The organism is Corynebacterium antarcticum (assembly GCF_016595285.2).
GTDB classification, from domain to species: Bacteria; Actinomycetota; Actinomycetes; order Mycobacteriales; family Mycobacteriaceae; genus Corynebacterium; species Corynebacterium antarcticum.
In genome coordinates, this window is sequence record NZ_JAENIP020000003.1 from 469,238 (window position 1) to 493,216 (window position 23,979).

Consider the following 23,979-nt stretch of genomic DNA (forward strand, 5'->3'; position numbering starts at 1 on the left):
CCCCATCAGACTGGTGTTCAGCGGTCGAATAACCCATCGCGTTCGACTGGCCTTCCGTCCCCTGAAGAATCGGGGGTGGCGTCAGGCTCCATGGAGAGCTCATCGCGTCAACGTTTTCGACGCTACGCCTGGTAGTCGGAAGCGTGCAGGACATTCCACCGACAACGGGGGTGGAATGGTCACCCCGGTGCAGGCCGGTTCTCTGAAACTACAGGTAAAACGTATTTTTCAGCTTTCCGCGAGCGGTGACGCCCGGCTGTGGGAATGATCACCCCACCTTTGTCCGGGGGGTAGAGTATCCGAAGGTCCCGGACCGCCCCCGCATCACGGAAGTCGGGGAGGGTCAACCGGCCCGCGACGGGGCCAGGTTCCCGTCAGGTCAGAGCGAGATTCCCGGGGTGCTTCCCGCCGGGATCGGTTTCACCCGGGGCGCGTCCGGTCCCATCAGCACCTCGTTCGGGAATGAGACGGGCCGCCAGTCGCCGCATCCCAGGGACTCGAAGACGGCGGCCTTCGGATCGAGGAGGTCCGCCAGCTCATTGACCCAGTCACTCTTCTCGGAGAGCACCTTCCCCCGTGCGTCGAGTACGCGCCAGGTGCAGGAGTCGCCGCCCGGCGACCAGTACCAGCTTCTTTCGGCGTCGACGTCGACCTCGTGTTTACCGGGACCGACGCTGGGGCCGTCGTGGAAATACAGTGTCCGCTCCGCATTCTCCATGTCGCGGTCGACCATGTAGGAGGAGACACCGAGACCGACCGCCCAGGTCATGAGACCCGCCACGAAACCGGCGAAGAACATCCCGAACCTACGGAAGAACGGCTTCCGTTCGCCGTCCCCGGCGGAGTGCCTCCGTCGGTTTCCCCGGGGCTGAGGCGTGGGTACGGGGGACTGCCCCGGGCGCCAGCCGGGAGGAGGGGACCCGGGGAGCGGACCCTGGTGCGGTCCGCGGGGTGCGCCCTGCGGGAAGTAGCCGGGGCCCGGTCCCTGGGGGACGCCGGGGCCCGGCGGTGGGGGATGGAAACCGGGGGGAGGCCCGGGCTGGGTGTTCCCGGTGGGGCCCGGTCCGCCGAAACCGGCGCCGGGCGCATCCCCGGGAAGCCGGGGGTACGGGGATCCCGGACCGGGCCCGGGATAGGGGCCGCCCGTGGAGCCCGAGGTATCGTTCGGTGGTCGTTCTGGGGACATGGTCTCTCCTCAGGGCTCCCCGCCGTCGTCGACGCGGCGGAAACGGCTGATGATGACGGGACCGACGACGAACCGTCTGCTTGCGATTCTGCTCCATCCGGAGCCTGTCCGCAGCGGATCTACTAGGTGTGGCGCCCCCGTTCAGGGGCTGATCCCGGCCGGTGTGACGGCGCCCGGTCGGTCGCTCTCCCCACTCCGGCGGTGCGATAGGCTGAAAGCCATGAGAATCTGTGCTCCGTTCGCCGGAATAGTCCGCTACACGGTGGCGGACGGTGAACACGTGGACACCGGGAACCCCGTCGCCGTCGTCGAGACGGTCAAACTCGAGGCTCCCGTCATCGCCCCGGGTCCCGGGGTCGTCCGGGGGCGGAGGTTCCCCGACTTCGCCGATGTGACCGGCGGTGACGTGCTACTCGAACTGGAGGAGAACTGACATGGGTCTGACCCGCATCATTTCCGGTGAGGCCCGGGGACGGAAGATCAAGGTCCCGCCGGCGGGGACCCGCCCGACCAGTGACCGGGCACGCGAGGGCCTGTTCTCCTCACTGCAGGTGAGGTTCGGATTCGCCGGCAGACGGGTCCTGGATCTGTTCGCCGGATCCGGTGCACTCGGTCTCGAGGCGGCGTCGCGTGGCGCCGACGAGGTCGTGCTCGTCGAGAACAACCGGGCTGCCGCGGACACCATCCGGCACAATGCCACGGTCGTCGGGCATCCGAACGTCACCGTCGCGGAGATGAAGGCCTCCGTCTACGTCGCGGGTGCGCCCCGCGGGCACTTCGACATGGTTCTCGCCGACCCCCCCTACGAGCTCGCGGATGAGGCGGTGGCGGAGATGCTGACCGCCCTGGTTCCGGCTCTCGCGGATGGCGCCGCGGTCGTCGTCGAACGGCACGTCGAGTCCCCGGAAACGGCGTGGCCCGCCTGCTACGTACCGACCACCCAGAAGCTGAAGAAACGGACCTACGGTCGCGCCCGGATGGACATGGCCGTCTTCCACGCCGATCTGGCCGGGGACGCGGCCGGCGTCCGCTCATCCGACGACGAGACAGGGGAGTGACGATGCAGGTCGTCTGCCCGGGATCCTTCGACCCCGTCACCATGGGGCATCTCGACATCTTCCGGCGCGCCGCCGACCAGTTCGGCGAGGTCACGGTTCTGGTCACGGTCAACCCGAAGAAGCAGGGCCTTTTCACGATGGATGAGCGGGTCCGACTCATCGAGGAGGCGGTCTCCGGGATACCGGGTATCACCGTCGACACCTGGTCGGGACTGCTCGTCGACTACACCACGCTGAACGGTGTGACCGCCCTGGTCAAGGGCCTCCGTTCCGGGATCGACTACGAGTACGAGCTGCCGATGGCCCAGATCAACCGGAGGTTGTCGGGCGTGGACACGTTCTTCCTCCTGACGGACCCGAAGTACGGGTACATCTCGTCCACCCTGTGCAAGGAGGTGGCCCGGCACGGCGGCGACGTGTCGGGGATTCTCCCGCCGAACGTCGCCACGGCTATCCGTGCGAAGTTCTCGGACGGTGCCACCGGGCACTGACCGGCCCGACCTCGCCGGATATTCGGCGGTGCGGGTTCGGCGTCGCCACCGAATGCCACGCCAGGTCCCGCGGTCCGGTGTCGCCGGAGGCGGGACGGGACTGAGACGGTTGGTCTCCGGGAGTCACCCCCGCTGTACCCCTCTGCCGGAACAACATGTCTGCATCCGCACAGGTTCCGGTGCCGCCGGACCGGCGGAAGTGCGGCCGGAGCGGCCCAATTCGGGGCCGACACGGTGAATCCCGGCCGCGGCTGTACCATTCCCCGCATGAGTGTCCTCGCCACCGTCTCGATCACGGTGATCATCGTCATCCTGGGGTCCTGCCTGCAGCGCATATCGGGCATGGGATTCGGGCTCCTCGTCGTCCCGGTCCTGGCGATACTCCTGGGCCCCGCGGACGGTGTTCTGGTGGTCAACGCCCTGGCCGCCGTGAACGCGGCGCTGACCACCTGGACGGTGCGGCAGTACGTCGACTGGCGGAAGGTCAGGCTGCTCGCCGTTCCCCTCCTCGTGGGGGCTTTTCCCGGGGTGTTCCTCATCCGTGCGATCAACGCTGCACCTTTGCAGATCATCGTCGGTGCGCTCCTCCTCATCGCCCTGGCTGTCGTCCTCGGCGGACGGCGCCACATCCCGCATGTCTCCGGCAACGGCAGTCTGTTCACCGCCGGTGTCATCGGCGGGTTCATGAATACCCTCGCGGGCGCCGCGGGGCCCGCCATCACCGTCTACGCGCAGGCCGCTCGGTGGCAGCACCAGATGCTCGCCGCTACCCTGCAGCCGCTGTTCGTGATCTCGGGTGGGCTGTCCTTCATCCTGAAGATTCTCCTCGGTGCAAGCTCGGTGACCGCCGTGCCGCCGGCGATCTGGCCGGTGGCCTTCGTCGGTATGCTCGTGGGGATCTTCGGCGGGACCATGCTGTCGCGGGTCATCCCCCGGGAGGCCGCACGCCGGACCGCGTTGACCGTCGCCGGTCTCGGCGGGATCACCGCGATCATCCAGGGCGTCACCTCCCTCGGCTCCTGACGACCGCTCGGCGATCTTCGCGCTTCGCGCGAACGCGTGGTCGGGTGGCTTCGTGCCGGACCACCACGAGACGGGGATCCGGGCCCTTCCGCGACCGGGACCGGGCTGGATCACGTGGTTGGGCCGCTGTGGGAGACTCCGTGCGCCGGCCCCGCGGAGCGAGGTTTTCGATTTCGACGGTGCCGTCCGGCGGGAGACCCCGACGACACCGACGGGCAGGGTCGGTACGGCGAAACCGGTTCGCTCGTGTCCGGGTGCGTCGATCGACCGGTTGATGTGCTCGGTGGCGCCGGGGACACGGGGCGCCACCGATCCCCTCATCCCCGGCGCCGCACCGCCACCGAACGCGGTGACGGACGATCAGAGGAGGGAAGAGAGGAACGCCTGCGTGCGTTCGTGCTGCGGATTCGTGATCACCTGCGAGGGCGGTCCGGACTCGATGACCACACCGGCGTCCATGAACGCGACCTGGTCGGCCACCTCGCGGGCGAACCCCATCTCGTGTGTGACCACGAGCATGGTCATGCCGTCGGCGGCGAGCTGCTTCATCACGCCGAGCACCTCACCGACGAGTTCGGGGTCGAGTGCGGAGGTCGGCTCGTCGAAGAGCATCAGCTTCGGGTCCATCGCGACTGCGCGGGCGATGGCGACACGCTGTTGTTGTCCACCGGACAGCTGGACAGGGTAGGCGTCGGCCTTGTGGACCAGGCCCACCTGGTCGAGCAGTTCGAGGGCCTTCTTCCGGGCCTTGTCCGCGGGGACACGCTTGACCTGGATCGGGGCCTCGGTGATGTTCTCGATGACGGTACGGTGGGGGAAGAGATTGAAGCTCTGGAACACCATTCCTATGTCTGCGCGCTGCCGGGCGGCCTCCTTCTCGGAGATCTCGTGGAGGATTCCGTCGCGTTCCCGGTAGCCGATCAGTTCGCCGTCGACGTAGAGGCGTCCCGCGTTGAACTTCTCGAGGTGGTTCACACAGCGCAGCATCGTCGATTTACCGGAGCCGGAGGGCCCGATCAGGCACGTGACGGATCCCCGGGGCACCCGGAGATCGATGCCCTTGAGCACCTGGAGCTGTCCGAAGCTCTTGCACACCTGTTGTGCGTCGATCATGAGGTCTGTCATGTGAGTAGTCCTACTTCGTGGTCGGGGAGACGGTGATGTTGCTGGGCGGGACACCCTCGGCGTCGGCGAGTGCGGCGAGCTGGCGCGAGGACAGTTCTCGCGACGAGCCGCGGGCGAAGTGGCGTTCGAGGTAGTACTGACCGACCATGAGGACCGAGGTGATCACCAGATACCAGGTCGCGGCGACCATCAGCATCGGAACCGGTTGGAAGAGGCTGTTGGCGATGTCCATCGACCGGCCGAACAATTCGAGTGAGTAGGGCACCGCGACCACGAGCGAGGTGGTCTTGAGCATGGAGATCAGCTCGTTGCCGGTCGGAGGGATGATGATGCGCATGGCCTGCGGGAGAACGGTGCGGCGGATCGTCTGCCACCAGCTCATGCCGAGTGCCTTGGAAGCCTCGGTCTGTCCCTCCGGGACCGCCTGGATGCCTGCACGCACGATCTCCGCCATGTACGCGGACTCGTTGAGCCCGAGGCCGATGACCGCGAGGAAGAATGTGTTCTGCAGGAGCGTCTCGACGTCGATTTCGGTGACACCGACGTTGATGGTCTGGTAGAGCGTGGACAGCAGACCCCAGAAGACCAGCTGCACGTACACGGGGGTTCCCCGGAAGATCCAGAGGTAGAACCACGACACCGACCGCATGACCGGGTTCGGCGACATCCGGAGGACCGCCATGATGGCGCCGAGGACGACACCGATGATCATCGCGAGGATCGTCAGGAGGATCGTGCGTCCGGCGGCGGTGAGGATCCGTGTGTCGAAGACGTAGCTGCGGTAGACGTCCCAGGAGAAAGCCTCGTTGGTGGCGACCGAATAGAGCACTCCGACGGCGATGAGCAGCAGGAGGGCGGAGGCGATCCAGCGGCCCGGATGACGCAGCTGTTTCGCCTCGATGGGTTTCGGCGCCGTGGCGGTGGTGTGTGGCATGGGGATCCTCTGTGTCTGTGAGAATGTCGGTCGGGTGGGGCTGCGGGATGCGTCGCTCAGGGCCGGTACGGCTCTCCGTTTATCTGTGCGGTCTCGATGAGGCCGTGCTCGATCCCCCAGAAGCCGAGTATGCGCTCGTAGTCCCCGGTATCCACCAGGTGCTGGAGCGCAGCGGCGAGGGCGGGACCGAGCGGGGACTGTTTCGGTACGGGCCATCCGAAGGGGGCCGCGTCGAAGAGGTCGCCGGTGGTCTCGATCTTCCCGTCCGCGCGTGCGACCGCGAAGTCCGCGACCGGGGAGTCACTCGACATGGCGTCCGCCCGCCCGAGGACCAGCGCGGTGGCCGCGCCGTCCGCGGAATCGTAGGCGAGTTTCGTGATCGGTTCCAGGCCCGCTTCGACGCACGCCTCGGACTTGGGGTTGATGTCGTCGGTCTCGCTGACGGTGTTCCGCTGGACGGAGACGGTCAGTCCGCAGGCGTTGTCCGGATCCACCGGGTCTCCGGTCTGGGCGGACCACTGGATACCGGCGTAGAGGTAATCGACGAAGTCGTAGCTCTGTCGCCGTTCCTCGTTGTCGGTGAAGCTCGATGCCCCGAAATCCACGGTGCCGGCACTCACCGAGGGGAGAATGAGCGAGAAGTCCTGGTCCGCCACCTCGAGCTCGAGGCCCATCACCTGTGCGGCGGCGCGGGCGAGATCGATGTCGAAACCGATGATGTCGCCGGCCGAGTCCTTGAATTCGGCGGGGGCGTAGGGCACGTTCGTCCCGATCGTGATCGTGCCGTCCGCCGCGATCTCCGGGGGCACCATGGCGGCGATCTCGGGAACTGCGGCGATGTCGAGTTCCTCCCACCCGTCGGGGTGGCCGGTCTCTTCGTTGGTCACGCAGGCGGTGAGTGCCAGGGCCGAGGCGGTCAGCGTGGCGGCGAGGCGGCTCCGGGTGCCACCGGTACGGGGGAAGTGGGAAAGCATGAAGCGATTCTAACCCATGCTTAACAACTGCTTTAGCCGCCCTGTCCGCCATCCGGGGTCTGTCGGTCGTGCTTCCGGATCAGCTGAGGTCGCGGAGGGCCTTCACCTGATGGTTGCGGTGCTGTGTCATCCGCTCGGCCAGGAGTGTGCCCACCACAGCCCCGGCGCCGATCACGATGAACAGGGCGGACACGCCGACGTTGCCGGAGGGGGTGAGGAGTTCGGCGTCCGCGGTCTGCCACGGCCACAGTGCGCGCAGGGATCCGAGCATCAGGCCCGCCATCGTGACCAGGGTCAGGGTGCGGTGTTGGTGCATGAGGTATCCGAGCAGGCGGATGAAAAGGATGATTCCCGTGCCGGCTCCCGCGACGAATACCGCGATCACCGTGAGATCCCGGTCGTGCACCGCGCCGAGGACGAAACCGTACAGTCCGAGTGCCAGGAGAAGGAAGGAACCGGAGACCCCGGGAAGAACGAGCGCGCAGACGGCGAACGCCGCGGCGACGAAGACGAGGGGGAGCGCCGGGGAGGTGTTCTCGGCCGCGGTGAAGCCGGTGAGCACGAAGGTGCCGGTGGCGGCGACGACGAACAGGATCCCCGCGACGGCACCCCTCTTCCGCAGGTCAGTCCGGTCGACCATCCGGAGGGGGACCATGATGGAGGCCGCGACCATGCCGAGGAACAACGACCGGGAGATCTCGGGCTGGTTCTCGACGAAGCTCTTCATGACTCCGGCGAGTGCGAACACCGTGAGCAGCATTCCCGTTCCGACCGGGATGATGAGCCCCCAGTCGACCGCACGCGCGTTCCTCCGGATGTTCGGGCGGTCGGTGAGGAACGATTTCGCCAGTGTGATGAGATCGTTGCCCGCGTCGAGGGCACGTTCGTAGACACCGACGACGAGGGCGATGGTGCCTCCCGAGATACCGGGCACGAGTTCCGCGAGTGCTATGAGTCCGCCGCGGATCACATTGAGCAGGATTTCGCCGATGCCCGTACGGGTGCGTGCTGGTGATGGGGACTGACTCATGGTTCCTGGTTTCCTTCGGTACGAACTTCCCGACTGATCGGGCTGCGGTGTCCGGGGAAAGATTACACGGGTTTCCAGCCGGCTCCGGGAGCGGAGACGTGTCCCGCGTCGGGGTCGACACCCGAGAGGGGGAGTGCCGGAAAACCACCCGAAGTTGACAATGAAAATCAATACCGTTTAATTATTCCCATGACATCCACCACCAAGAACCGAACCCTGATCGGGGTTCTCGCCGCATCGGCGCTCCTGCTCGGGGCATGCGGCGCCGACCCCTCCACCGAGGAAACCCCGTCATCCTCCGGTGAGACGACTCCGCCGACGACGAACGCGGAACACCGTGACGGAGAATCCGACGGAGAGGCGGGAGAGCTCGCCGAGTCCCGCCGTGCCCAGCCCAGGATCGCCGTGGCCCATGAGGGCGGGATCACCGTCCTGGACGCCGGGGATCCGGGGGCCGGAACAGCGCCCGCGGTCATCGCCGATCTGCCCGAGGACGGATACCTGCGGCTCAACCGCGCCGGTGACGACCGGCACGTCTTCGTCTCCACACCCGGCGGATTCCGCGTCCTCGACATCGGCTCCTACTCACAGAGCCACGGTGACCACTCACACCACTTCGCGGGTGACCCGTCCCTGCTCCAGTTCACGGTGGACGCCGTCAAGCCCGGACATGTCGTCGGCGGAGAAGGTCACGCCGTTCTCTTCGACGACAAGACCGGAACGGTCACCGACGTGGATCTGGGGGGCATGACGGTGTCCGAGCAGTTCACGCTGCCCCCGCACCACGGAATCGCGGTCCGGAACGAGGACGGCACCTACGTCGCCACCATCGCGGACGACGATGCCGAACGGATCGGCATCGCCGAATACGACGCGTCCGGTTCGGAGCTCAAGCGTTTCGAACAGTGTCCCGGTGCACACGGGGCAGCTGAGGCCGGGGGCGGGGCCGTCGTGGTCGGCTGCACCGACGGAGCGCTGATCCACCGTGGAGACGGCGCCACCAAGGCAACGTCGCCCGATCCCTACGGACGGATCGCCACCCAGGTCGGAAACGGTACCTCACGCTTCGTTCTCGGGGACTACAAGTCCGATCAGAAGGCAGCCGAGGAGGAACGCCGTGAGCATCCCACCCGGGTCAGCATCATCGACGTCGAGACCGGTGAACTCCGGTTGGTCGACCTCGGGACGTCCTACACCTTCCGCTCACTTGCCATGACGGACGACGGCACCGCGGTCGTTCTCGGGACCGACGGAAAGCTCCACCTCATCGATCCCGGTACCGCCAGTGAGATCCGGACCATCGACGTCCTCGAGCCCTGGGAGGAACCGGACGAGTGGCAGGAACCGCGCCCCGCGCTCGCCGTCGCCGGAAACCGCGCCTACGTCACCGATCCCGCGGCAGGGAAACTCCACGCCGTGGTGCTGACCGGAGGCACGGACCCGGTCTCCGTCGACCTCCCCGCGACGCCGGACGAGATCGTCGCCACCAAGGGCTGAGTACCCGGGACCGGGACCGTCACCCCATCCTCCGGGGCTGTGTCCGGTCGCTTCCGGTCGTCCCCGGACGAGGTGGTCGATCCGTCCACGGTGTGTCCGTCACCCACGGCGACGGCGCAGGCATCAGGGTGACGGATGACGTGCGGGCCACGGGTGGATTCCACCCGCCGAGGCCTTCAAGGGAAGCTCGGTTGCGGATCACGCGCTCCGACGGTGTCCGACCGCCGGCCCGCCGAGGGTTGCCGCGGATGACGATCAGGGGAGGGGTCGCCGCGGACGCCTGCGGGGAGCGACGAAGACGTGGCCGTGTGTCGATCGTGGGAATCCGGCGAGCCGTATACCCGTTCAGCGCCCGCTCACCGGTGCCCGGACCCTCCCCGGGGCCTTGGGTCGGCACGGTCCGGGATGGCTCGGCGCCGCTCGCCACGGCGGACGCCGGGAGCGGCGCTGTGAAAGGTTCGGTGTCCGGCCCAGGACGAAGGCTCCGCCGCACTGCGCCCGGTATGATGACCTGCATGAATAGAGACGATCGCGGGTCTCGTCCCTGGAACGCCGGATCGGGGAAACCGGTCCTCTGGCGGGATGTCCGCCAGATTCTCACGGTGTGCCTCGTTGTGGGGGTCCTGTCCGCCGTGTCGAACTGGACATCCACCGCTGAACTGAGCGGTCAACTGACCGCCTACTCGGTGGTACGGAAAACCGTCAGCAAGCTGTTGAGCAGCGGAACAGTCTGGGCCGCCGTCGCCGTGTTCGCAGGCTACCGGCTCCGCCGGCCCCTCCCGTCCGCTCTGGGCGGGGGCGTCGCGGCGGAGCTCACCCTGATCATCCACTACGGATTCGGCCGGGTGGTGGGGATCTACCCCGACACGATCTGGCGTGACAACCTGATGTGGTTCTACGCCGGTGTGCTGCTGTGTGTGCCGCTCGGCCTGTGTGGACTGCTCGCCGCGCGCACGGACCGGACAGGCGTCGTCGCCAGCCTCCTGGTGCCGGTCGGGGCGGCGGCGGAGCCTCAGCTCCTCCACATGCTCTCGCCCCCGCAGATGCTCCCGTGGCCCGAGCGGTGGTCGTCGGTGATCAGTGGTGTGATCCTCGCGACCGCGGGACTGGTCGGGACGGTCATCGTGCTGTGGCGGGCGCACGGACCGGGTTTCCGGAGCGCGGCGTGAGGGTCGCGATCCCGGGATGTCGGCGTGAACCGACGGAAACGTCCGGGGACAACAGCGCTGTGCGCGTTGTCCCCGGACGTTTGTCGGATCCGGGAGATCCTGCCGGCTTTCCCTGCCCGTGGTGCCCCCGGTGAGACTCGAACTCACACTGGACGGGTTTTGAATCCGTTGCCTCTGCCAATTGGGCTACGGGGGCGTGCGTGACGATGATACCTGAAGGGGGACGGAGGCCCACAACGGGACCACGGTCCCGTCCCACCGGCTGTAGTAGATCGGGGCAGAAGATGCGACGGACGCCCCGGCGGGCACCCGCCGCCCAGTACACTCGTATCCCGTGAGTGCCTCTGCAGAAAAGCCCCAAGACGTCAAGCGACTGATGCTCATCGACGGTCACTCGATGGCCTTCCGCGCGTTCTTCGCCCTGCCCGCGGAGAACTTCTCCACCACCGGCGGCCAGCACACCAACGCTGTGTACGGATTCATCTCCATGCTGGCGAATCTCCTCAGGGAGGAGAAGCCCACCCACGTGGCCGTTGCCTTCGACGTGGGCCGGCAGACATTCAGGAGCGAGAGGTTCCCCGCGTACAAGGCGCAGCGGGACGCGACCCCGGAGGAGTTCAAGGGGCAGATCGGGCTGATCAAGGAGGTCATGGAGGCCCTCGGTATCGTCACCATCGAGAAGGAGAACTACGAGGCCGACGACATCATCGCCACCCTGTCCGTCGCCGCTGCGCCGCTCGGCTTCGAGACCTCGATCGTGACCGGCGACCGGGACTCCTTCCAGCTGGTCAACGACACGACGACGGTTCTCTACCCGATGCGTGGTGTCTCGAGCCTGCACCGGTTCACGCCCGCCGCGGTGGAGGAGAAGTACGGCCTCACCCCGGCCCAGTACCCGGACTTCGCGGCCCTACGGGGGGACCCGAGCGACAATCTGCCCAACATCCCCGGCGTGGGGGAGAAGACGGCGACCAAGTGGATCACCCAGTACGGCAGCCTCGACGAACTGCTGGCGCACGCCGACGAGATCAGGGGGAAGGTCGGGAACAACTTCCGGGAGCGCCTCGACCAGGTGCGCATGAACCGCGAACTGACCGAGATGGTCAAGGACATGGACTTGCCGTACGGTCCGGATCAGCTGGAACTCAACCCCGCGAGTGTGGGCGCACTCGCGGAGAAGTTCGACGAGCTGCAGTTCGGGACGAACCTCCGGGAGCGGATCCTGGCGGCGGTCGAATACGACGGAGCGACACCCGACGGTGTACCACCGGCCGAACAGCGCCCGGACCTGACCGTGGACGTGGAGGCCCTCGACACCTGGCTGCGCGCCCGTGCTGAGGGGGGACTCGCCGTCGCCGTCGCCGGTACCGCGATCCCCGGGGCCGGGGACATCGAGGCGGTGGCGTTCGTCGGCGCCGATCGGCACGCCCTCGTCGTCGAGGTCGCGGACCTGAACCCCGCAGAGGAGAAGGCACTCGCCGAGTGGGTCAGCTCGCCGGCCCCGAAGTACCTGCACGGGGCGAAGAGTGCCTGGCACATGTTCGCGGGCCGGAACATGGAGCTGGCCGGCATCGCGCACGACACCGCCATCGCCGCCTACCTGCTGCGCCCCGGTCAGCGCACCTACGGGCTCGGCGACGTCCTGCAACGCCACCTGCAGCGGCAGCTCGACGGCGCTGATTCCGGGAACGGTTCCGGGCAGCTCTCCCTGCTGGACGTGCACGAGGACCACACCGGCCTCATCGCCGAGGCCGAGGCGATCGCCGATCTCGCCGTCGCCCTCACCGCGGCTCTGGAGGAGATTGACTCGTTCGCGCTCTACCGGGAGCTGGAACTGCCGTTGATCCCTGTCCTCGCACGGATGGAGCACGCCGGCATCGCCGTGGACACGGACAGACTGGAACAGCAGCGGGACGAGTTCATCGCGAAGGTCGAGGCGGAGGAGACCGCGGCGCGTGAGATCGCCGGGGACGACACCCTCAACCTGTCCAGCCCCAAGCAGCTGCAGGTGGTGCTCTTCGACACCCTCGACATGCCGAAGACGAAGAAGACCAAGACCGGCTACTCGACCGCGGCGAAGGAGATCGAGTCGCTCGCGGTAAAGCACCCGCACCCGTTCCTCGATCATCTGCTGGCGCACCGCGAGTTCCAGAAGATGAAGACCACCCTCGACGGGCTGATCAAGGCCGTCGCGGATGACGGACGCATCCACACGACGTTCAACCAGACGGTGACCTCCACCGGCCGGTTGAGTTCCACTGACCCGAACCTGCAGAACATTCCGGTGCGCACCCCGGCCGGCCGCCGGATCCGCGGCGCATTCGTGGTCGGCGACGGGTACAGCACCCTGCTCACCGCCGACTACTCCCAGATTGAGATGCGCGTGATGGCCCATCTCTCGGGAGATGCGGGGCTGATCCAGGCGTACCGGGAAGGTGAGGACCTGCACAACTTCGTCGGCTCCCGGGTGTTCGACGTGCCGGTCGATCAGGTCACACCGGAACTCCGGCGCCGTGTCAAGGCGATGTCCTACGGGCTCGTCTACGGGTTGAGCGCCTTCGGCCTGTCGCAGCAGCTGGATATCTCGGCGGGCGAGGCGAAGCACATCATGGGCAACTACTTCGAGCGTTTCGGCGGAGTGAAACGGTACCTCGACACGGTCGTCGACACCGCCCGTCAGGACGGCTACACGGCCACGCTCTTCGGCCGTCGGCGCTACCTTCCGGAACTGTCTTCGACGAACCGGGTGGCACGGGAGAACGCGGAACGAGCCGCGCTCAACGCCCCGATCCAGGGGACCGCCGCCGATATCATCAAGGTCGCGATGCTGCGTGTCGACGCCGCACTGCGCGCCGCCGGTGTCCGCAGCCGGGTGCTGCTCCAGGTGCACGATGAGCTTGTCGTCGAGATCGCGGACGGGGAGCTGGACCAGGTCCGGGGGATCCTGGAGCGCGAGATGGACGGGGCGATCACCCTCGACGTGCCGCTCGAGGTGTCCGCCGGGTCCGGGGAGAACTGGGACGCTGCGGCGCACTGACCCGGCCCGTGGTCAACGGGGAAGGTGGGCCACGAAGATCGCCGTCCCCGGGAAGAGGTTCCCACGCAGTGGAGACCACTGGCCCCAGGTCTCCGTGAGATCGTCGGGCCACTCCGGCTCGATCAGATCGTCCAGGACGAAACCGGCCCCGATCAGCTCGCGGATCCGGTCGCCGATCGTCCGGTGCTGCTCGGCGTAGGTCACCTCCCTTGTATCCGGATCGCGCTCGACGTAGCCGGACCGGTCGAAGTAGCTGATGTAGGCCGTCAGTCCCTCCTCCCCGGGGTCATCGGGGAAGATCCACCGCATCGGATGGTTGACGGCGAACACGAACCGGCCGCCGGGAACGAGGACCCGGGCGACCTCCCGCATGAGCCCGGCACTGTCGGAGACGAAGGGAATGGCACCGAAGGCGCTGAACGCCACGTCGAAGGATGCGTCCCGGTACGGAAGGTGCATCGCGTCCGCCTGGACCAGGGCCACGCCGTGGCGCCCGACACCCGAGCTGTCCGCCCGCTCGAGCATTCCCCGTGAGAGGTCGAAGGCGGTGATGAACCCGACGCCGTCGGCGGCCAACCACCGGGCGCACGGGGCGGATCCGCAACCGATCTCCAGCACACTGGCGGAACGGACGCCACCGAGGAGCCTGACGTCCCGCTCGTGCAGCATCTCCGGGCACCAGTGGAACTCGCCGACAGGGGAGTCCGCACCCAGATACGCCGCATGCTCCCGGTGATAGGCGGCTGCGTCGGAGTCCCACCACGCGCGGTTCGCCGCGGCGGACTCCGCGTCGGTGACGAGTGCGGAGTCGAGGGGGTCGGTGCTCACGTGCCCGAGGTCCGGGCGGATCGGGGGAAAGGGGTCGAAATCGCTCATCCCGTCATGGTAGGCGTTCCGGTTGCCCGAACATCGAATCCCGGTTATTGTTGATCTCGTGTGTCTGTAAAGGCGACAAGATGCCGCTCACAATAGGAGGGTGGCATCGGGAAACGTCGTTACGGGTCCCTCCGGAGCCTGCGCTCCGACTTCTCTCCCGCCGCACCTCGGCCGGTTGCCTCTGCAGGTGAATCCTCACAGGTCACGTGGGGGAGACGGGATGGCACACATTCCCTGTCCACTTTCGATTCCTATCCATTTCGGAGCACTCAAACATATGCCCACCAACAACGCCCCTCAGGTTGCCGTCAACGACATCGGCTCCGCTGAGGACTTCCTCGCTGCAGTCGACGCAACCATCAAGTACTTCAACGACGGTGACATCGTCGAAGGTACCGTCGTCAAGGTCGATCGCGACGAGGTTCTGCTCGACATCGGTTACAAGACGGAAGGCGTCATTCCCTCCCGTGAGCTGTCCATCAAGCACGATGTCGACCCGGGCGAGGTCGTCGCCGTCGGCGACGAGATCGACGCACTCGTCCTCACCAAGGAGGACAAGGAAGGCCGCCTGATCCTCTCCAAGAAGCGCGCGCAGTACGAGCGTGCGTGGGGCGCCATCGAGGCCCTCAAGGAGAAGGACGAGCCCGTCACCGGTACCGTCATCGAGGTCGTCAAGGGTGGTCTCATCCTGGACATCGGCCTGCGTGGCTTCCTGCCCGCCTCCCTCGTCGAGATGCGTCGCGTCCGTGACCTGGACCCGTACATCGGCCAGGAGATCGAGGCCAAGATCATCGAGCTGGACAAGCACCGCAACAACGTCGTGCTGTCCCGCCGCGCATGGCTCGAGCAGACCCAGTCCGAGGTCCGCTCCGAGTTCCTGCACCAGCTGCAGAAGGGCCAGGTCCGCAAGGGCGTCGTTTCCTCGATCGTCAACTTCGGCGCCTTCGTCGATCTCGGCGGTGTCGACGGACTCGTCCACGTCTCCGAGCTCTCCTGGAAGCACATCGATCACCCGTCCGAGGTCGTCACCGTCGGTGACGAGGTCACCGTCGAGGTTCTCGACGTCGACCTGGACCGCGAGCGTGTCTCCCTGTCGCTGAAGGCCACCATGGAGGATCCGTGGCGCGTCTTCGCCCGCACCCACGCGGTCGGTCAGATCGTGCCGGGCAAGGTCACCAAGCTGGTTCCCTTCGGTGCGTTCGTCCGCGTCGAAGAGGGCATCGAGGGTCTCGTCCACATCTCCGAGCTGGCTGAGCGCCACGTCGAGGTCCCGGACCAGGTCGTCACCGTCGGTGAAGAGGCGATGGTCAAGGTCATCGACATCGACCTCGAGCGTCGTCGTATCTCCCTGTCCCTGAAGCAGGCCGACGAGGACTACACCGAGGAGTTCGATCCGTCGAAGTACGGGATGGCCGACTCCTACGACGAGCAGGGCAACTACATCTTCCCCGAGGGCTTCGACCCGGAGACGAACGAGTGGCTCGAGGGCTTCGACGAGCAGCGTCAGGCCTGGGAGGCCCGCTACGCCGAGTCCGAGCGTCGCTTCCAGCTGCACACCGCTCAGATCGAGCGTCACCGTGCCGCCGCCGAGGAGGCCGCGGTCGCCGGCGCGACCAACTACTCCTCCGAGTCCTCTGACGCCGCACCGGCCGCCGCCGCCGGCGAATCGGAGGCCACCGGTGGCTCCCTCGCCTCCGACGAGCAGCTCGCCGCTCTGCGCGAGAAGCTGGCCGGCAACTAGGCTCCATCTTCCGCAGCTGCCCCGGGCGGTCTCTTCCTGAGGTGCCCGGAGCAGAGTCGGACCGAAGGGCCCCGCACCATGAGTGGTGCGGGGCCCTTCTCTGTGCTCAGCGGTCGTGTGGTCCGGGAACGTTGTCTGTCGAGCTGGCGTTGACGGGTGATTCGTGGGGTCGCGGGAGTCGAGGGGCGCGAGGGGTCGATGTCCCCTCGAGGTCGGGATATACGGCGTCGTCCATCGCCGGATTGCTGAGAGTTTCACACATTTTCATGAGCCATTGGCGTTCCGGGGTCCCTGTCCGCTATACTGTGATTTAGCTTACAAATGAATGGTCCATTGCCGGTTTTTCTCTCGGTAGCGGGCGAAATGGCGCTTATACAGGTGACAAACGGGCGTTTTTCCGCCAGGTTCGGACATTTGGAAGTTGGAGCAACCACGGCAATGAACATATGATTGTGGCAACTCGCCGCAAACTCGGGCATGTATGACCTCGATCACTGTTGCATCACACAGTTTAAACTGTGAAAACATATCACCGTCTCCCAGGTTGATCACAGGTAGAAATAATCGTCGGAAGATGTTGCTCTACCGGGTCCACCGGTTACATGGCCGCGGTTGAGCCGGTCAGGAACAAGCCTGAACCGGATGAGGTTTCACCCCGTGCACCGTGCGGAGGTGATGTAAGAAAGGTTCGTACATGGCGTCTAAAACGATGACGACATCACAGTTCATCCTGGAGAAGGTGGGTGGCGCGGAAAACGTCGCCAACCTCACCCACTGCGCAACCCGGCTGCGTTTCCAGCTCCACGATCAGTCCAAGGCTGATCAGATGGCGCTGGATTCCAATCCCGACGTTCTCGGAGTCGTGCCGCAGGGTACGACCGGCCTGCAGGTCGTCATGGGCGGTGGCGTCGCGGACTACTACCAGGAGCTCATAACCCAGCCGGGAATGGGGGAGGGCGGCAAGCCCGCCGACGGTAAGAAGCAGTACGACGGGGTCCGCGGCAAGTACTCGTGGGTCGACTACTGCTTCGAGTTCCTCTCCGACACGTTCCGGCCGGTCCTCTGGGCCCTGCTCGGTGCGTCGCTGATCATCACCCTCCTGGTGCTCTTCGACACGTTCGATATCCAGGACTTCCGTGAGCCCACGGACTCAACCTTCATCTTCATGCACGCGATGTGGCAGTCGGTGTTCTACTTCCTGCCGGTCATGGTCGGTGCGTGTGCGGCCCGGAAGCTCGGTGCCAACGAGTGGGTGGGCGCGGCCATTCCCTGCGCACTCCTCACCCCGTCCTTCATCGGGTTGGGTGAGGCCGGGGACACGGTCACCGTGTTCGGCCTGCCGATGGTTCTCAACGGCTACTCCGGTCAGGTGTTCCCCCCGTTGATCGCGGCGATCGGCCTGTTCTGGGTGGAGAAGGGTCTGAAGAAGATCATCCCCTCCGCCGTGCACATGGTCTTCGTGCCGTTCTTCTCTCTGCTCATCATGATCCCGGCCACGGCCTTCGTCTTCGGTCCCTTCGGCATCGGTATCGGCAACGGCATCTCGAACCTGCTGAACTCCGTCAATGAGTTCTCGCCCCTGATCCTCGCCATCATCATCCCGATGCTGTACCCCTTCCTCGTGCCGCTGGGTCTGCACTGGCCGCTGAACGCCATCATGATCCAGAACATCGCGACCCTGGGCTACGACATCATCCAGGGTCCCATGGGTGCCTGGAACTTCGCCTGCTTCGGCACCGTCACCGGTGTCATGTTCGTCGCCATGAGGGAGCGTGACCGCCAGATGCGCCAGGTCTCCCTGGGTGGCATGATGGCGGGTCTGCTCGGTGGTATCTCCGAGCCCTCGCTCTACGGTGTTATGCTCCGGTTCAAGAAGTCCTACCTGAGACTGCTGCCGGGCTGTTTCGCCGGTGGCCTCGTCATGGGGCTCGTGCCCATGATCATCCCCGCGGTCGACCCCGTCACCGCGAACGCCTTCGTGTTCACCTCGCTGCTGACCATCCCGGCCTTCAACTCCGTCGGCCTCTACGTGGCCGGCATCGCCGTCGCCTTCTTCACCTCCTTCTTCCTGGTGGTGCTCTTCGACTACCGCTCCGAGGAGGAGAAGATCAGCGCCCGCGAGGCGTCCGCGGAGTACGAGCGCAATCTCGCTGCGGAGGCCGACATCGAGGATGCCGCTGCCACCTCAGCCACCACGGGTACCGCCGCCACTTCGGGTGCTGCGGGCTCCGTCGCGGTCGCCGAAGCTCCGGCACCGGCCACCACCGAGAAGACCGCTCTGCGCCCCGGCGCGGTGACCACCATCACCGCTCCGCTGGCCGGCCGTGTCGTCCCCCTGAGCGAGGTTCCGGACCCGATGTTCTCCGGCGGGAACGTCGGTAAGGGCGTCGCCGTCATGCCGAGCTCGACCACCGTGACAGCCCCGGGTGACGGGCAGATCCTGGCCCTGTTCCCGCACGCTGTCGGCATCCGCCTCGACAACGGCATCGAACTGCTCGTCCACATCGGCCTCGACACCGTCGAGCTCGAGGGCAAGGGCTTCACCTCCCACGTCGAGAAGAAGCAGCGCGTTCGCGCCGGTGACCCGCTGATCACCTTCGATCCCGAGGTCATCGCTGCGGCGGGCAAGCCGATCATCACCCCGGTCGTCGTCCAGAACCACCGGAAGTTCGCTTCCGTGGAGGGCCACATCGCGGACTCCGCCGATGCGACCACGACGATCATCACCGTGACCGCCAAGTAGCGGCACCCCGACCGGACCAACCGGTCGGACCCGCACCACGCAGAGCCCCCTCGCACCCTTCCAGGGCGCGAGGGGGCTCTCGGCTGTCAGAGGGCGGTTCAGCCGGGCGGTCTGTGCGGCCCGGCTGCGGTCCGGTGGCACGGCACCGATAGACTTGGGAACATGTTGAGAATCGGATTAACCGGGGGAATCGGCAGCGGTAAATCGACGGTCGCCGCCGCGCTGGCGGAGCTTGACGGGGTGACCGTCATCGATGCCGACGAGATCGCCCGCCACATCGTCGAACCCGGCCAACCCGCTCTCGAGGAGCTGGCACGGGAGTTCGGATCCGACATCCTCCTGGCCGACGGCAGCCTCGACCGCGGCCTCCTGGCGGAGCGCGCTTTCAGCGACGGTGCCGCCACGCAACGGCTCAACGCGATCATGCACCCCAGGATCATCAGTGAAGCGGGCCGGCGTCTGGACTCCGCGGAGCGGGACGGCGCAGTCGCCGGCGTCTACGACATGCCGTTGCTTTTCGAGACCGGGCAGGCGGACAAGTTCGACACCGTCATCGTCGTCGACGTCGACAGCGAGGAGAGGGTCCGGCGGCTCACTGAACACCGTGGCATAGACGCAGCGGACGCCAGGCGTCGGATGGCGGCACAGATCGGTGATGTGGAACGGCGGAACGGGGCTGACATCATCATCGACAACAACGGGCCGCTGAGTGCGCTCGAACCCCAGGTGAAGAGCATCGTCGCACCGATCATCGACGCGGAACGACGACGCCCGGCTCACTGATCGCGGTAGTCGACCACCCCGACGGCCTCGAGACCGTCATCACGGGACGGATCGTAGTCCCGGCCGGCGGCCGGTCTCGGACCGGTGCGGGAGATCCGCCCCCTGCTGTCCGGACGCTCCGCCGAATCCGGCCCGAGAAGCTCATCGAGATCGGTGCGCATCAGCAGGACGTTGTAGTTGCTCCATGTCGTCGCGACGAAGTACAGGTCACGACCGGAGTCCCCCGGGAGGATGAAACCACCGTGGAGATCACGGACGGTCCCGGTATCGAGCACCATGCGTTCCGCGCTCCACGGCCCCGTCAGTGCCTCCGCGGTCCGGAGTACGAGGCCCTCACCCGTCTGATGGAGCGCGATAAACCTGCCGAGATGCTCGTTCCAGGTCACGGAGAGCCCCGAAACCGGGTTCTCGATGACCGTGGCGGCGGCGTCAAGGCCGAGCTCGACGCCGGTGTCCGGATTCCGGTCACCGGGGGAGAACCAGTTCTCACCGTCGAAGTAGGTGAAGGCGCTCTCGTCGGGGAAGTCGTCCACCGGAGCCCGACCGAGGATCGCGGAACCGTCGCGTCCCGACGGGGTACTGAAGCGGTACACGTATCCGTCATGTTCGATGAACGCGGACATCTGGAGCTTCTCGTCGCCGTCCCGGAAGCGCGGGAGTCCGGCCACCCGGGTCTGCGCGGAGGGCCGATCACCGGTGCGGAGGGACTCCTCGACCAGGGTCCAGTCGACACCGTCGTCCGAGCGGACCGTGCCCGCGTAGTTCGTCGTCCATTCACCGGGGTCACCCCAGTCACGGACCGACACGTAATCCACGTAGTGGATCCCTCGCACGGTGATCGCACCGGTGGGGACGACCGTCCGTTCGCGACCCGGGCCCCTCGGTGTGTCGATGAACTCCACGGCGCGGCCCCGTTCCGACCATCCGTCCTCCGTCAGGGCCTCATCGATGTCCAACCCGTCACCGTATTCGGGATCCCCGGTCCGCACGATCGTGTTGCTGCGCCAGTCCGCGGTGGAGCCGTCGCAGGCCACCGTGTCGCCGAACACCAGCATCAGCCTGCCCTCGGTGTCCGACAGGGCGACACCGAGATCCGTCCCCGCCACGCCGAATGCGTGGTCGGTCCTGCCGGGGGACCCGGGGCCGGTGATGAGCTGCAGTGCCTCGGTGTGTCCCCGGATGATCGGCAGCTGCCCCGGGCGGCCCTTCAGCCACGGTGGACCACCGTCGGTGCCTGGGGCCCAGGGGCCGCCGGGCCCCGGGCCCGGCGATTCCCGGTTACCGCCGGAGCTGCGGGATTCCGCCGGGCCGACGGGTTTCCCGGCCAGTGGTTGCGGCCGGTGGTCGTGCACGCACGGGCCACCGACAGCCCCCGCTGCGGGAGCGGCGACGGCGAGGAACGGCCCCGTCACCGCGATGACGGCCAGTGGAGCGAGTCTCCCCCCGAATCGTCGACCGTCGTGTGTTCCGCTCATGGGTCTCACGCTAGCCGGTGCCTGAGCCGCCCCGCCAGTCACCCGGTGTGATCCGCGCGGTACCGCGCGGGACGGGAGTCCGGTACCGGTGGGTAGACTCGTGGCCATGGCTTTCGCTGCTGAACAACCCGTCCTCTCCCATTCCGAGCACCGGCCCGTCGGTGAGGTCGAGCGTACCGCCGCCACCTTCGAGGTGATCTCCGACTACGAACCCGCGGGCGACCAGCCCGCCGCGATCGCCGCCCTGCGGGACCGGTTGGAGAGGGGGGAACGGGACGTCGTGCTCCTGGGTGCCACGGGCACGGGTAAATCAGCGACCGCGGCCTGGTTGATCGAGCAGGTGCAGCGCCCGACGCTGGTGATGGCGCCGAACAAGACACTGGCGGCTCAGCTGGCCAATGAGCTGCGGCAGCTGCTGCCCAACAACGCCGTGGAGTACTTCGTCAGCTACTACGACTACTACCAGCCCGAGGCGTACATCGCGCAGACGGACACCTACATCGAGAAGGACTCCTCGATCAACGAGGACGTCGAGCGCCTCCGGCACTCCGCGACGTCGGCGCTGCTGTCCCGCCGTGACGTCGTCGTGGTGAGTTCGGTGTCGTGCATCTACGGCCTGGGTACACCGCAGAGCTACCTGGACCGGTCCGTGGTCCTGAAGGTGGGGGATGAGATCGACCGTGACCGGTTCCTGCGGCTGCTGGTCGACATCCAGTACGCGCGCAACGACGTCGCGTTCACCCGGGGAACCTTCCGGGCTAAGGGGGACACCGTCGACATCATCCCCGCCTACGAGGAGCTCGCCGTGCGGGTCGAGTTCTTCGGCGACGAGATCGACGCCCTGTACTACATCCACCCGTTGACCGGCGATGTGGTCCGGAACGTGGAGGAGCTGCGGATCTTCCCGGCGACGCACTACGTGGCGGGCCCCGAGCGCATGGAGAAGGCGGTGGCCGCGATCAAGGCGGAGCTGGCCGACCGGCTCGCCGATCTGGAGAACCGCGGCAAGCTGCTGGAGGCGCAGCGGCTGCGGATGCGCACCGAATACGATCTGGAGATGATCGAGCAGGTCGGCTTCTGCTCCGGCATCGAGAACTACTCGAGGCACATCGACGGCCGCGCGGCGGGATCCGCACCGGCCACCCTGATCGACTACTTTCCGGAGGACTTCCTCACCATCATCGACGAGTCCCACGTCACGGTCCCGCAGATCGGCGGGATGTTCGAGGGCGACATGTCCCGGAAGCGCAATCTCGTCGACTTCGGGTTCCGGCTCCCCAGCGCATTGGACAACCGGCCGCTGACCTGGGAGGAGTTCGACGCCCGGAAGGGTCAGTGCGTCTACATGTCCGCCACCCCGGGCGCCTACGAGCTGACCGCCTCCGGCGGCGAGTTCGTCGAGCAGGTGATCCGGCCGACCGGCCTGGTGGACCCGAAGATCGTCGTCAAACCGACGAAGGGACAGATCGACGACCTCATCGACGAGGTCAACCAGCGCACCGCGAAGCAGGAACGGGTGCTCGTGACCACCCTGACCAAACGAATGGCGGAGGACCTCACCGACTACCTCCTGGAGCACGGCATCCGGGTCCGCTACCTGCACAGCGACATCGACACCCTGCAGCGCGTCGAGCTGCTGCGCCAGCTGCGGCTGGGGGAGTACGACGTACTCGTCGGCATCAACCTCCTGCGCGAGGGCCTCGACCTGCCCGAGGTGTCGCTCGTCGCCATCCTCGACGCCGACAAGCAGGGTTTCCTGCGCTCGACGACATCGCTGATCCAGACCATCGGCCGCGCCGCCCGCAACGTCGCCGGTGAGGTCCACATGTACGCCGACAGCATCACCGAATCCATGCAGCGCGCCATCGATGAGACGGAGCGCCGCCGGGAGAAGCAGATCGCGTACAACGAGGCTCACGGCGTCGATCCGCAGCCGCTGCGCAAGAAGATCGCCGACATCCTGGACCAGGTGTACGAGAATGCCGGTGACGACGTCGATCAGCGGGCATCTGCGACGGGGGACGCCGCGCTCGTCGACAGGCCCGACATCTCCTCCATGCCCCGGCGGGAGGTGCAGACCCTCATCGACGATCTGACCGCGCAGATGTCGGCCGCCGCCCGCGAGCTGAAGTTCGAGCTCGCCGGACGCCTCCGGGACGAGATCGCGGACCTGAAGAAGGAGCTGCGCGGCATGAAGGAGGCCGGAATCTGATGTCCCGGCCCGCCGACGGTGGTGCTTTTCACGGGGCCCGCGCTCTTTTGCCTACAATGGACGGGAAGAAAGACCTCGGTTTCGGTCGGCCCGCGGACTGACGTGGAACCGGCCGACCAGAGCATCACCCCCTGATACCCCATCGGAAGGTTCACCATGAGTGACTACACCAAGATCGTCGTCGGAACGGACGGCTCGAAGTCGTCGATGCTGGCGGTCGAGCGGGCCGCGGCGATCGCCGCGGCCTTCGACGCCACTCTGATCGTCGGTTGCGCGTACTACGAGTCCGAGGAGCAGGCGTCGAAGACGCTGCGCAAGGATTCCGTCACCGTCCTCGGCGACGATCCCGCACAGCGGAATCTCGATGCCGCCGCTGAGGTGGCCCGGAAGATCGGCTGCACGAACGTGGAGACCGCCATCAAGCCCGGCACCCCGGTGGAGGCCCTCATGGCCATCGTCAATGAACACGACGCCGACCTGCTCGTCGTCGGAAACCGCGGGATCAACTCGCTCACGGGTCGCCTGCTGGGTTCCGTCCCCGCCGATGTCGCCCGCCAGTCGCAGTGCGACGTCATGATAGTGCACACCGTCAACTGACGCGACTCCACCGGGACTCCGGCTCCGC

19 protein-coding genes and 1 tRNA gene are annotated in these 23,979 nt (G+C 66.7%); 12 read left to right on the forward strand and 8 right to left on the reverse strand.

Annotated features, from left to right (window positions below; all coding sequences use genetic code 11):
- Nucleotides 1-379: 379 nt before the first annotated feature.
- A complete protein-coding gene (locus tag JIM95_RS09425) occupies nt 380-799 on the reverse strand; it encodes a hypothetical protein (protein ID WP_200259292.1) in 420 nt (139 codons plus the stop codon).
- A 607-nt stretch (nt 800-1,406) separates the two neighbouring features.
- On the opposite strand from JIM95_RS09425, the gene JIM95_RS09430 reads away from it, so the two are divergent.
- From JIM95_RS09430 to JIM95_RS09445, 4 genes are all read left to right on the forward strand, one after another.
- Nucleotides 1,407-1,619, forward strand: a complete 213-nt coding sequence (locus tag JIM95_RS09430) for an acyl-CoA carboxylase biotin carboxyl carrier protein subunit (RefSeq protein ID WP_200259295.1) — start codon at nt 1,407-1,409, stop codon at nt 1,617-1,619.
- 7 nt (nt 1,620-1,626) lie between these two features.
- Nucleotides 1,627-2,244, forward strand: a complete 618-nt coding sequence (gene rsmD, locus JIM95_RS09435) for a 16S rRNA (guanine(966)-N(2))-methyltransferase RsmD (protein WP_200259445.1) — start codon at nt 1,627-1,629, stop codon at nt 2,242-2,244.
- Between the two features lie 2 nt (nt 2,245-2,246).
- The gene (gene coaD, locus JIM95_RS09440; RefSeq protein ID WP_200259311.1) at nt 2,247-2,735 is read left to right on the forward strand and encodes a pantetheine-phosphate adenylyltransferase; all 489 of its coding nucleotides are present in this window, start codon (nt 2,247-2,249) and stop codon (nt 2,733-2,735) included.
- Nucleotides 2,736-3,002: 267 nt separating this feature from the next.
- On the forward strand, nt 3,003-3,758 hold the full coding sequence (locus tag JIM95_RS09445; RefSeq protein WP_200259313.1) for a sulfite exporter TauE/SafE family protein: 756 nt from the start codon (nt 3,003-3,005) through the stop codon (nt 3,756-3,758).
- 360 nt (nt 3,759-4,118) lie between these two features.
- Here the strand turns inward: JIM95_RS09445 and JIM95_RS09450 are convergent, their stop codons facing one another.
- The 4 genes from JIM95_RS09450 to JIM95_RS09465 form a co-directional block, all read right to left on the reverse strand.
- A complete protein-coding gene (locus tag JIM95_RS09450) occupies nt 4,119-4,883 on the reverse strand; it encodes an amino acid ABC transporter ATP-binding protein (protein ID WP_272493693.1) in 765 nt (254 codons plus the stop codon).
- Nucleotides 4,884-4,893: 10 nt separating this feature from the next.
- Nucleotides 4,894-5,817, reverse strand: a complete 924-nt coding sequence (locus JIM95_RS09455) for an amino acid ABC transporter permease (RefSeq protein ID WP_200259315.1) — start codon at nt 5,815-5,817, stop codon at nt 4,894-4,896.
- A 56-nt stretch (nt 5,818-5,873) separates the two neighbouring features.
- Complete coding sequence (locus JIM95_RS09460) at nt 5,874-6,791, reverse strand: ABC transporter substrate-binding protein (protein ID WP_200259317.1); 918 nt, start codon at nt 6,789-6,791, stop codon at nt 5,874-5,876.
- 79 nt (nt 6,792-6,870) lie between these two features.
- Nucleotides 6,871-7,821 (reverse strand): DUF368 domain-containing protein, encoded by a 951-nt coding sequence (locus JIM95_RS09465; RefSeq protein ID WP_200259319.1) that lies wholly within the window; start codon nt 7,819-7,821, stop codon nt 6,871-6,873.
- A 189-nt stretch (nt 7,822-8,010) separates the two neighbouring features.
- Here JIM95_RS09465 and JIM95_RS09470 point away from each other — a divergent pair, with 189 nt between their 5' ends.
- Nucleotides 8,011-9,318: a hypothetical protein gene (locus tag JIM95_RS09470; protein WP_200259322.1), complete on the forward strand. Its 1,308-nt coding sequence runs from the start codon at nt 8,011-8,013 to the stop codon at nt 9,316-9,318.
- 515 nt (nt 9,319-9,833) lie between these two features.
- Entirely contained in the window at nt 9,834-10,487 is a 654-nt protein-coding gene (locus JIM95_RS09475; RefSeq protein ID WP_200259325.1) for a hypothetical protein, read from the forward strand.
- Nucleotides 10,488-10,606: 119 nt separating this feature from the next.
- On the opposite strand, the gene JIM95_RS09480 is transcribed toward JIM95_RS09475, so the two are convergent.
- A tRNA-Leu gene (locus JIM95_RS09480) sits at nt 10,607-10,683 on the reverse strand.
- Nucleotides 10,684-10,863: 180 nt separating this feature from the next.
- Between JIM95_RS09480 and polA the strand changes: the two genes are divergently transcribed.
- A complete protein-coding gene (gene polA, locus JIM95_RS09485) occupies nt 10,864-13,524 on the forward strand; it encodes a DNA polymerase I (RefSeq protein WP_200259451.1) in 2,661 nt (886 codons plus the stop codon).
- 12 nt (nt 13,525-13,536) lie between these two features.
- Here the strand turns inward: polA and JIM95_RS09490 are convergent, their stop codons facing one another.
- The gene (locus tag JIM95_RS09490) at nt 13,537-14,400 is read right to left on the reverse strand and encodes a class I SAM-dependent methyltransferase (protein ID WP_200259328.1); all 864 of its coding nucleotides are present in this window, start codon (nt 14,398-14,400) and stop codon (nt 13,537-13,539) included.
- A 277-nt stretch (nt 14,401-14,677) separates the two neighbouring features.
- Here JIM95_RS09490 and rpsA point away from each other — a divergent pair, with 277 nt between their 5' ends.
- From rpsA to coaE, 3 genes are all read left to right on the forward strand, one after another.
- Nucleotides 14,678-16,141 carry a 30S ribosomal protein S1 gene (rpsA, locus tag JIM95_RS09495; protein ID WP_200259339.1) on the forward strand — a complete coding sequence of 488 codons (1,464 nt, stop codon included), beginning with the start codon at nt 14,678-14,680 and terminating at the stop codon, nt 16,139-16,141.
- A 694-nt stretch (nt 16,142-16,835) separates the two neighbouring features.
- Nucleotides 16,836-18,884, forward strand: a complete 2,049-nt coding sequence (locus JIM95_RS09500; RefSeq protein ID WP_200259341.1) for a glucose PTS transporter subunit IIA — start codon at nt 16,836-16,838, stop codon at nt 18,882-18,884.
- Nucleotides 18,885-19,046: 162 nt separating this feature from the next.
- On the forward strand, nt 19,047-19,667 hold the full coding sequence (gene coaE, locus JIM95_RS09505; protein ID WP_200259343.1) for a dephospho-CoA kinase: 621 nt from the start codon (nt 19,047-19,049) through the stop codon (nt 19,665-19,667).
- Here the strand turns inward: coaE and JIM95_RS09510 are convergent.
- Nucleotides 19,661-21,142, reverse strand: coding sequence for a DUF4185 domain-containing protein (locus tag JIM95_RS09510; protein ID WP_234034649.1), 1,482 nt, complete (start codon nt 21,140-21,142; stop codon nt 19,661-19,663). The two genes, coaE and JIM95_RS09510, sit on opposite strands and share 7 nt — an antisense overlap.
- Nucleotides 21,143-21,248: 106 nt before the next feature.
- On the opposite strand from JIM95_RS09510, the gene uvrB reads away from it, so the two are divergent.
- Nucleotides 21,249-23,354 (forward strand): excinuclease ABC subunit UvrB, encoded by a 2,106-nt coding sequence (gene uvrB / locus JIM95_RS09515; RefSeq protein WP_200259347.1) that lies wholly within the window; start codon nt 21,249-21,251, stop codon nt 23,352-23,354.
- 156 nt (nt 23,355-23,510) lie between these two features.
- A complete protein-coding gene (locus tag JIM95_RS09520; RefSeq protein ID WP_200259348.1) occupies nt 23,511-23,951 on the forward strand; it encodes a universal stress protein in 441 nt (146 codons plus the stop codon).
- Nucleotides 23,952-23,979: the final 28 nt, after the last annotated feature.

Excerpts from the sequence above, each read along its gene's own strand:
- JIM95_RS09425 (WP_200259292.1), bottom strand. The coding sequence starts at position 799 with ATGTTCTTCGCCGGTTTCGTGGCGGGTCTCATGACCTGGGCGGTCGGT.
- JIM95_RS09430 (WP_200259295.1), top strand. The coding sequence starts at position 1,407 with ATGAGAATCTGTGCTCCGTTCGCCGGAATAGTCCGCTACACGGTGGCG.
- coaD (WP_200259311.1), top strand. The coding sequence starts at position 2,247 with ATGCAGGTCGTCTGCCCGGGATCCTTCGACCCCGTCACCATGGGGCAT.
- JIM95_RS09445 (WP_200259313.1), top strand. The coding sequence starts at position 3,003 with ATGAGTGTCCTCGCCACCGTCTCGATCACGGTGATCATCGTCATCCTG.
- JIM95_RS09450 (WP_272493693.1), bottom strand. The coding sequence starts at position 4,883 with ATGACAGACCTCATGATCGACGCACAACAGGTGTGCAAGAGCTTCGGA.
- JIM95_RS09455 (WP_200259315.1), bottom strand. The coding sequence starts at position 5,817 with ATGCCACACACCACCGCCACGGCGCCGAAACCCATCGAGGCGAAACAG.
- JIM95_RS09460 (WP_200259317.1), bottom strand. The coding sequence starts at position 6,791 with ATGCTTTCCCACTTCCCCCGTACCGGTGGCACCCGGAGCCGCCTCGCC.
- JIM95_RS09465 (WP_200259319.1), bottom strand. The coding sequence starts at position 7,821 with ATGAGTCAGTCCCCATCACCAGCACGCACCCGTACGGGCATCGGCGAA.
- JIM95_RS09470 (WP_200259322.1), top strand. The coding sequence starts at position 8,011 with ATGACATCCACCACCAAGAACCGAACCCTGATCGGGGTTCTCGCCGCA.
- JIM95_RS09475 (WP_200259325.1), top strand. The coding sequence starts at position 9,834 with ATGAATAGAGACGATCGCGGGTCTCGTCCCTGGAACGCCGGATCGGGG.
- polA (WP_200259451.1), top strand. The coding sequence starts at position 10,864 with ATGCTCATCGACGGTCACTCGATGGCCTTCCGCGCGTTCTTCGCCCTG.
- JIM95_RS09490 (WP_200259328.1), bottom strand. The coding sequence starts at position 14,400 with ATGAGCGATTTCGACCCCTTTCCCCCGATCCGCCCGGACCTCGGGCAC.
- rpsA (WP_200259339.1), top strand. The coding sequence starts at position 14,678 with ATGCCCACCAACAACGCCCCTCAGGTTGCCGTCAACGACATCGGCTCC.
- JIM95_RS09500 (WP_200259341.1), top strand. The coding sequence starts at position 16,836 with ATGGCGTCTAAAACGATGACGACATCACAGTTCATCCTGGAGAAGGTG.
- coaE (WP_200259343.1), top strand. The coding sequence starts at position 19,047 with ATGTTGAGAATCGGATTAACCGGGGGAATCGGCAGCGGTAAATCGACG.
- JIM95_RS09510 (WP_234034649.1), bottom strand. The coding sequence starts at position 21,142 with ATGAGCGGAACACACGACGGTCGACGATTCGGGGGGAGACTCGCTCCA.
- uvrB (WP_200259347.1), top strand. The coding sequence starts at position 21,249 with ATGGCTTTCGCTGCTGAACAACCCGTCCTCTCCCATTCCGAGCACCGG.
- JIM95_RS09520 (WP_200259348.1), top strand. The coding sequence starts at position 23,511 with ATGAGTGACTACACCAAGATCGTCGTCGGAACGGACGGCTCGAAGTCG.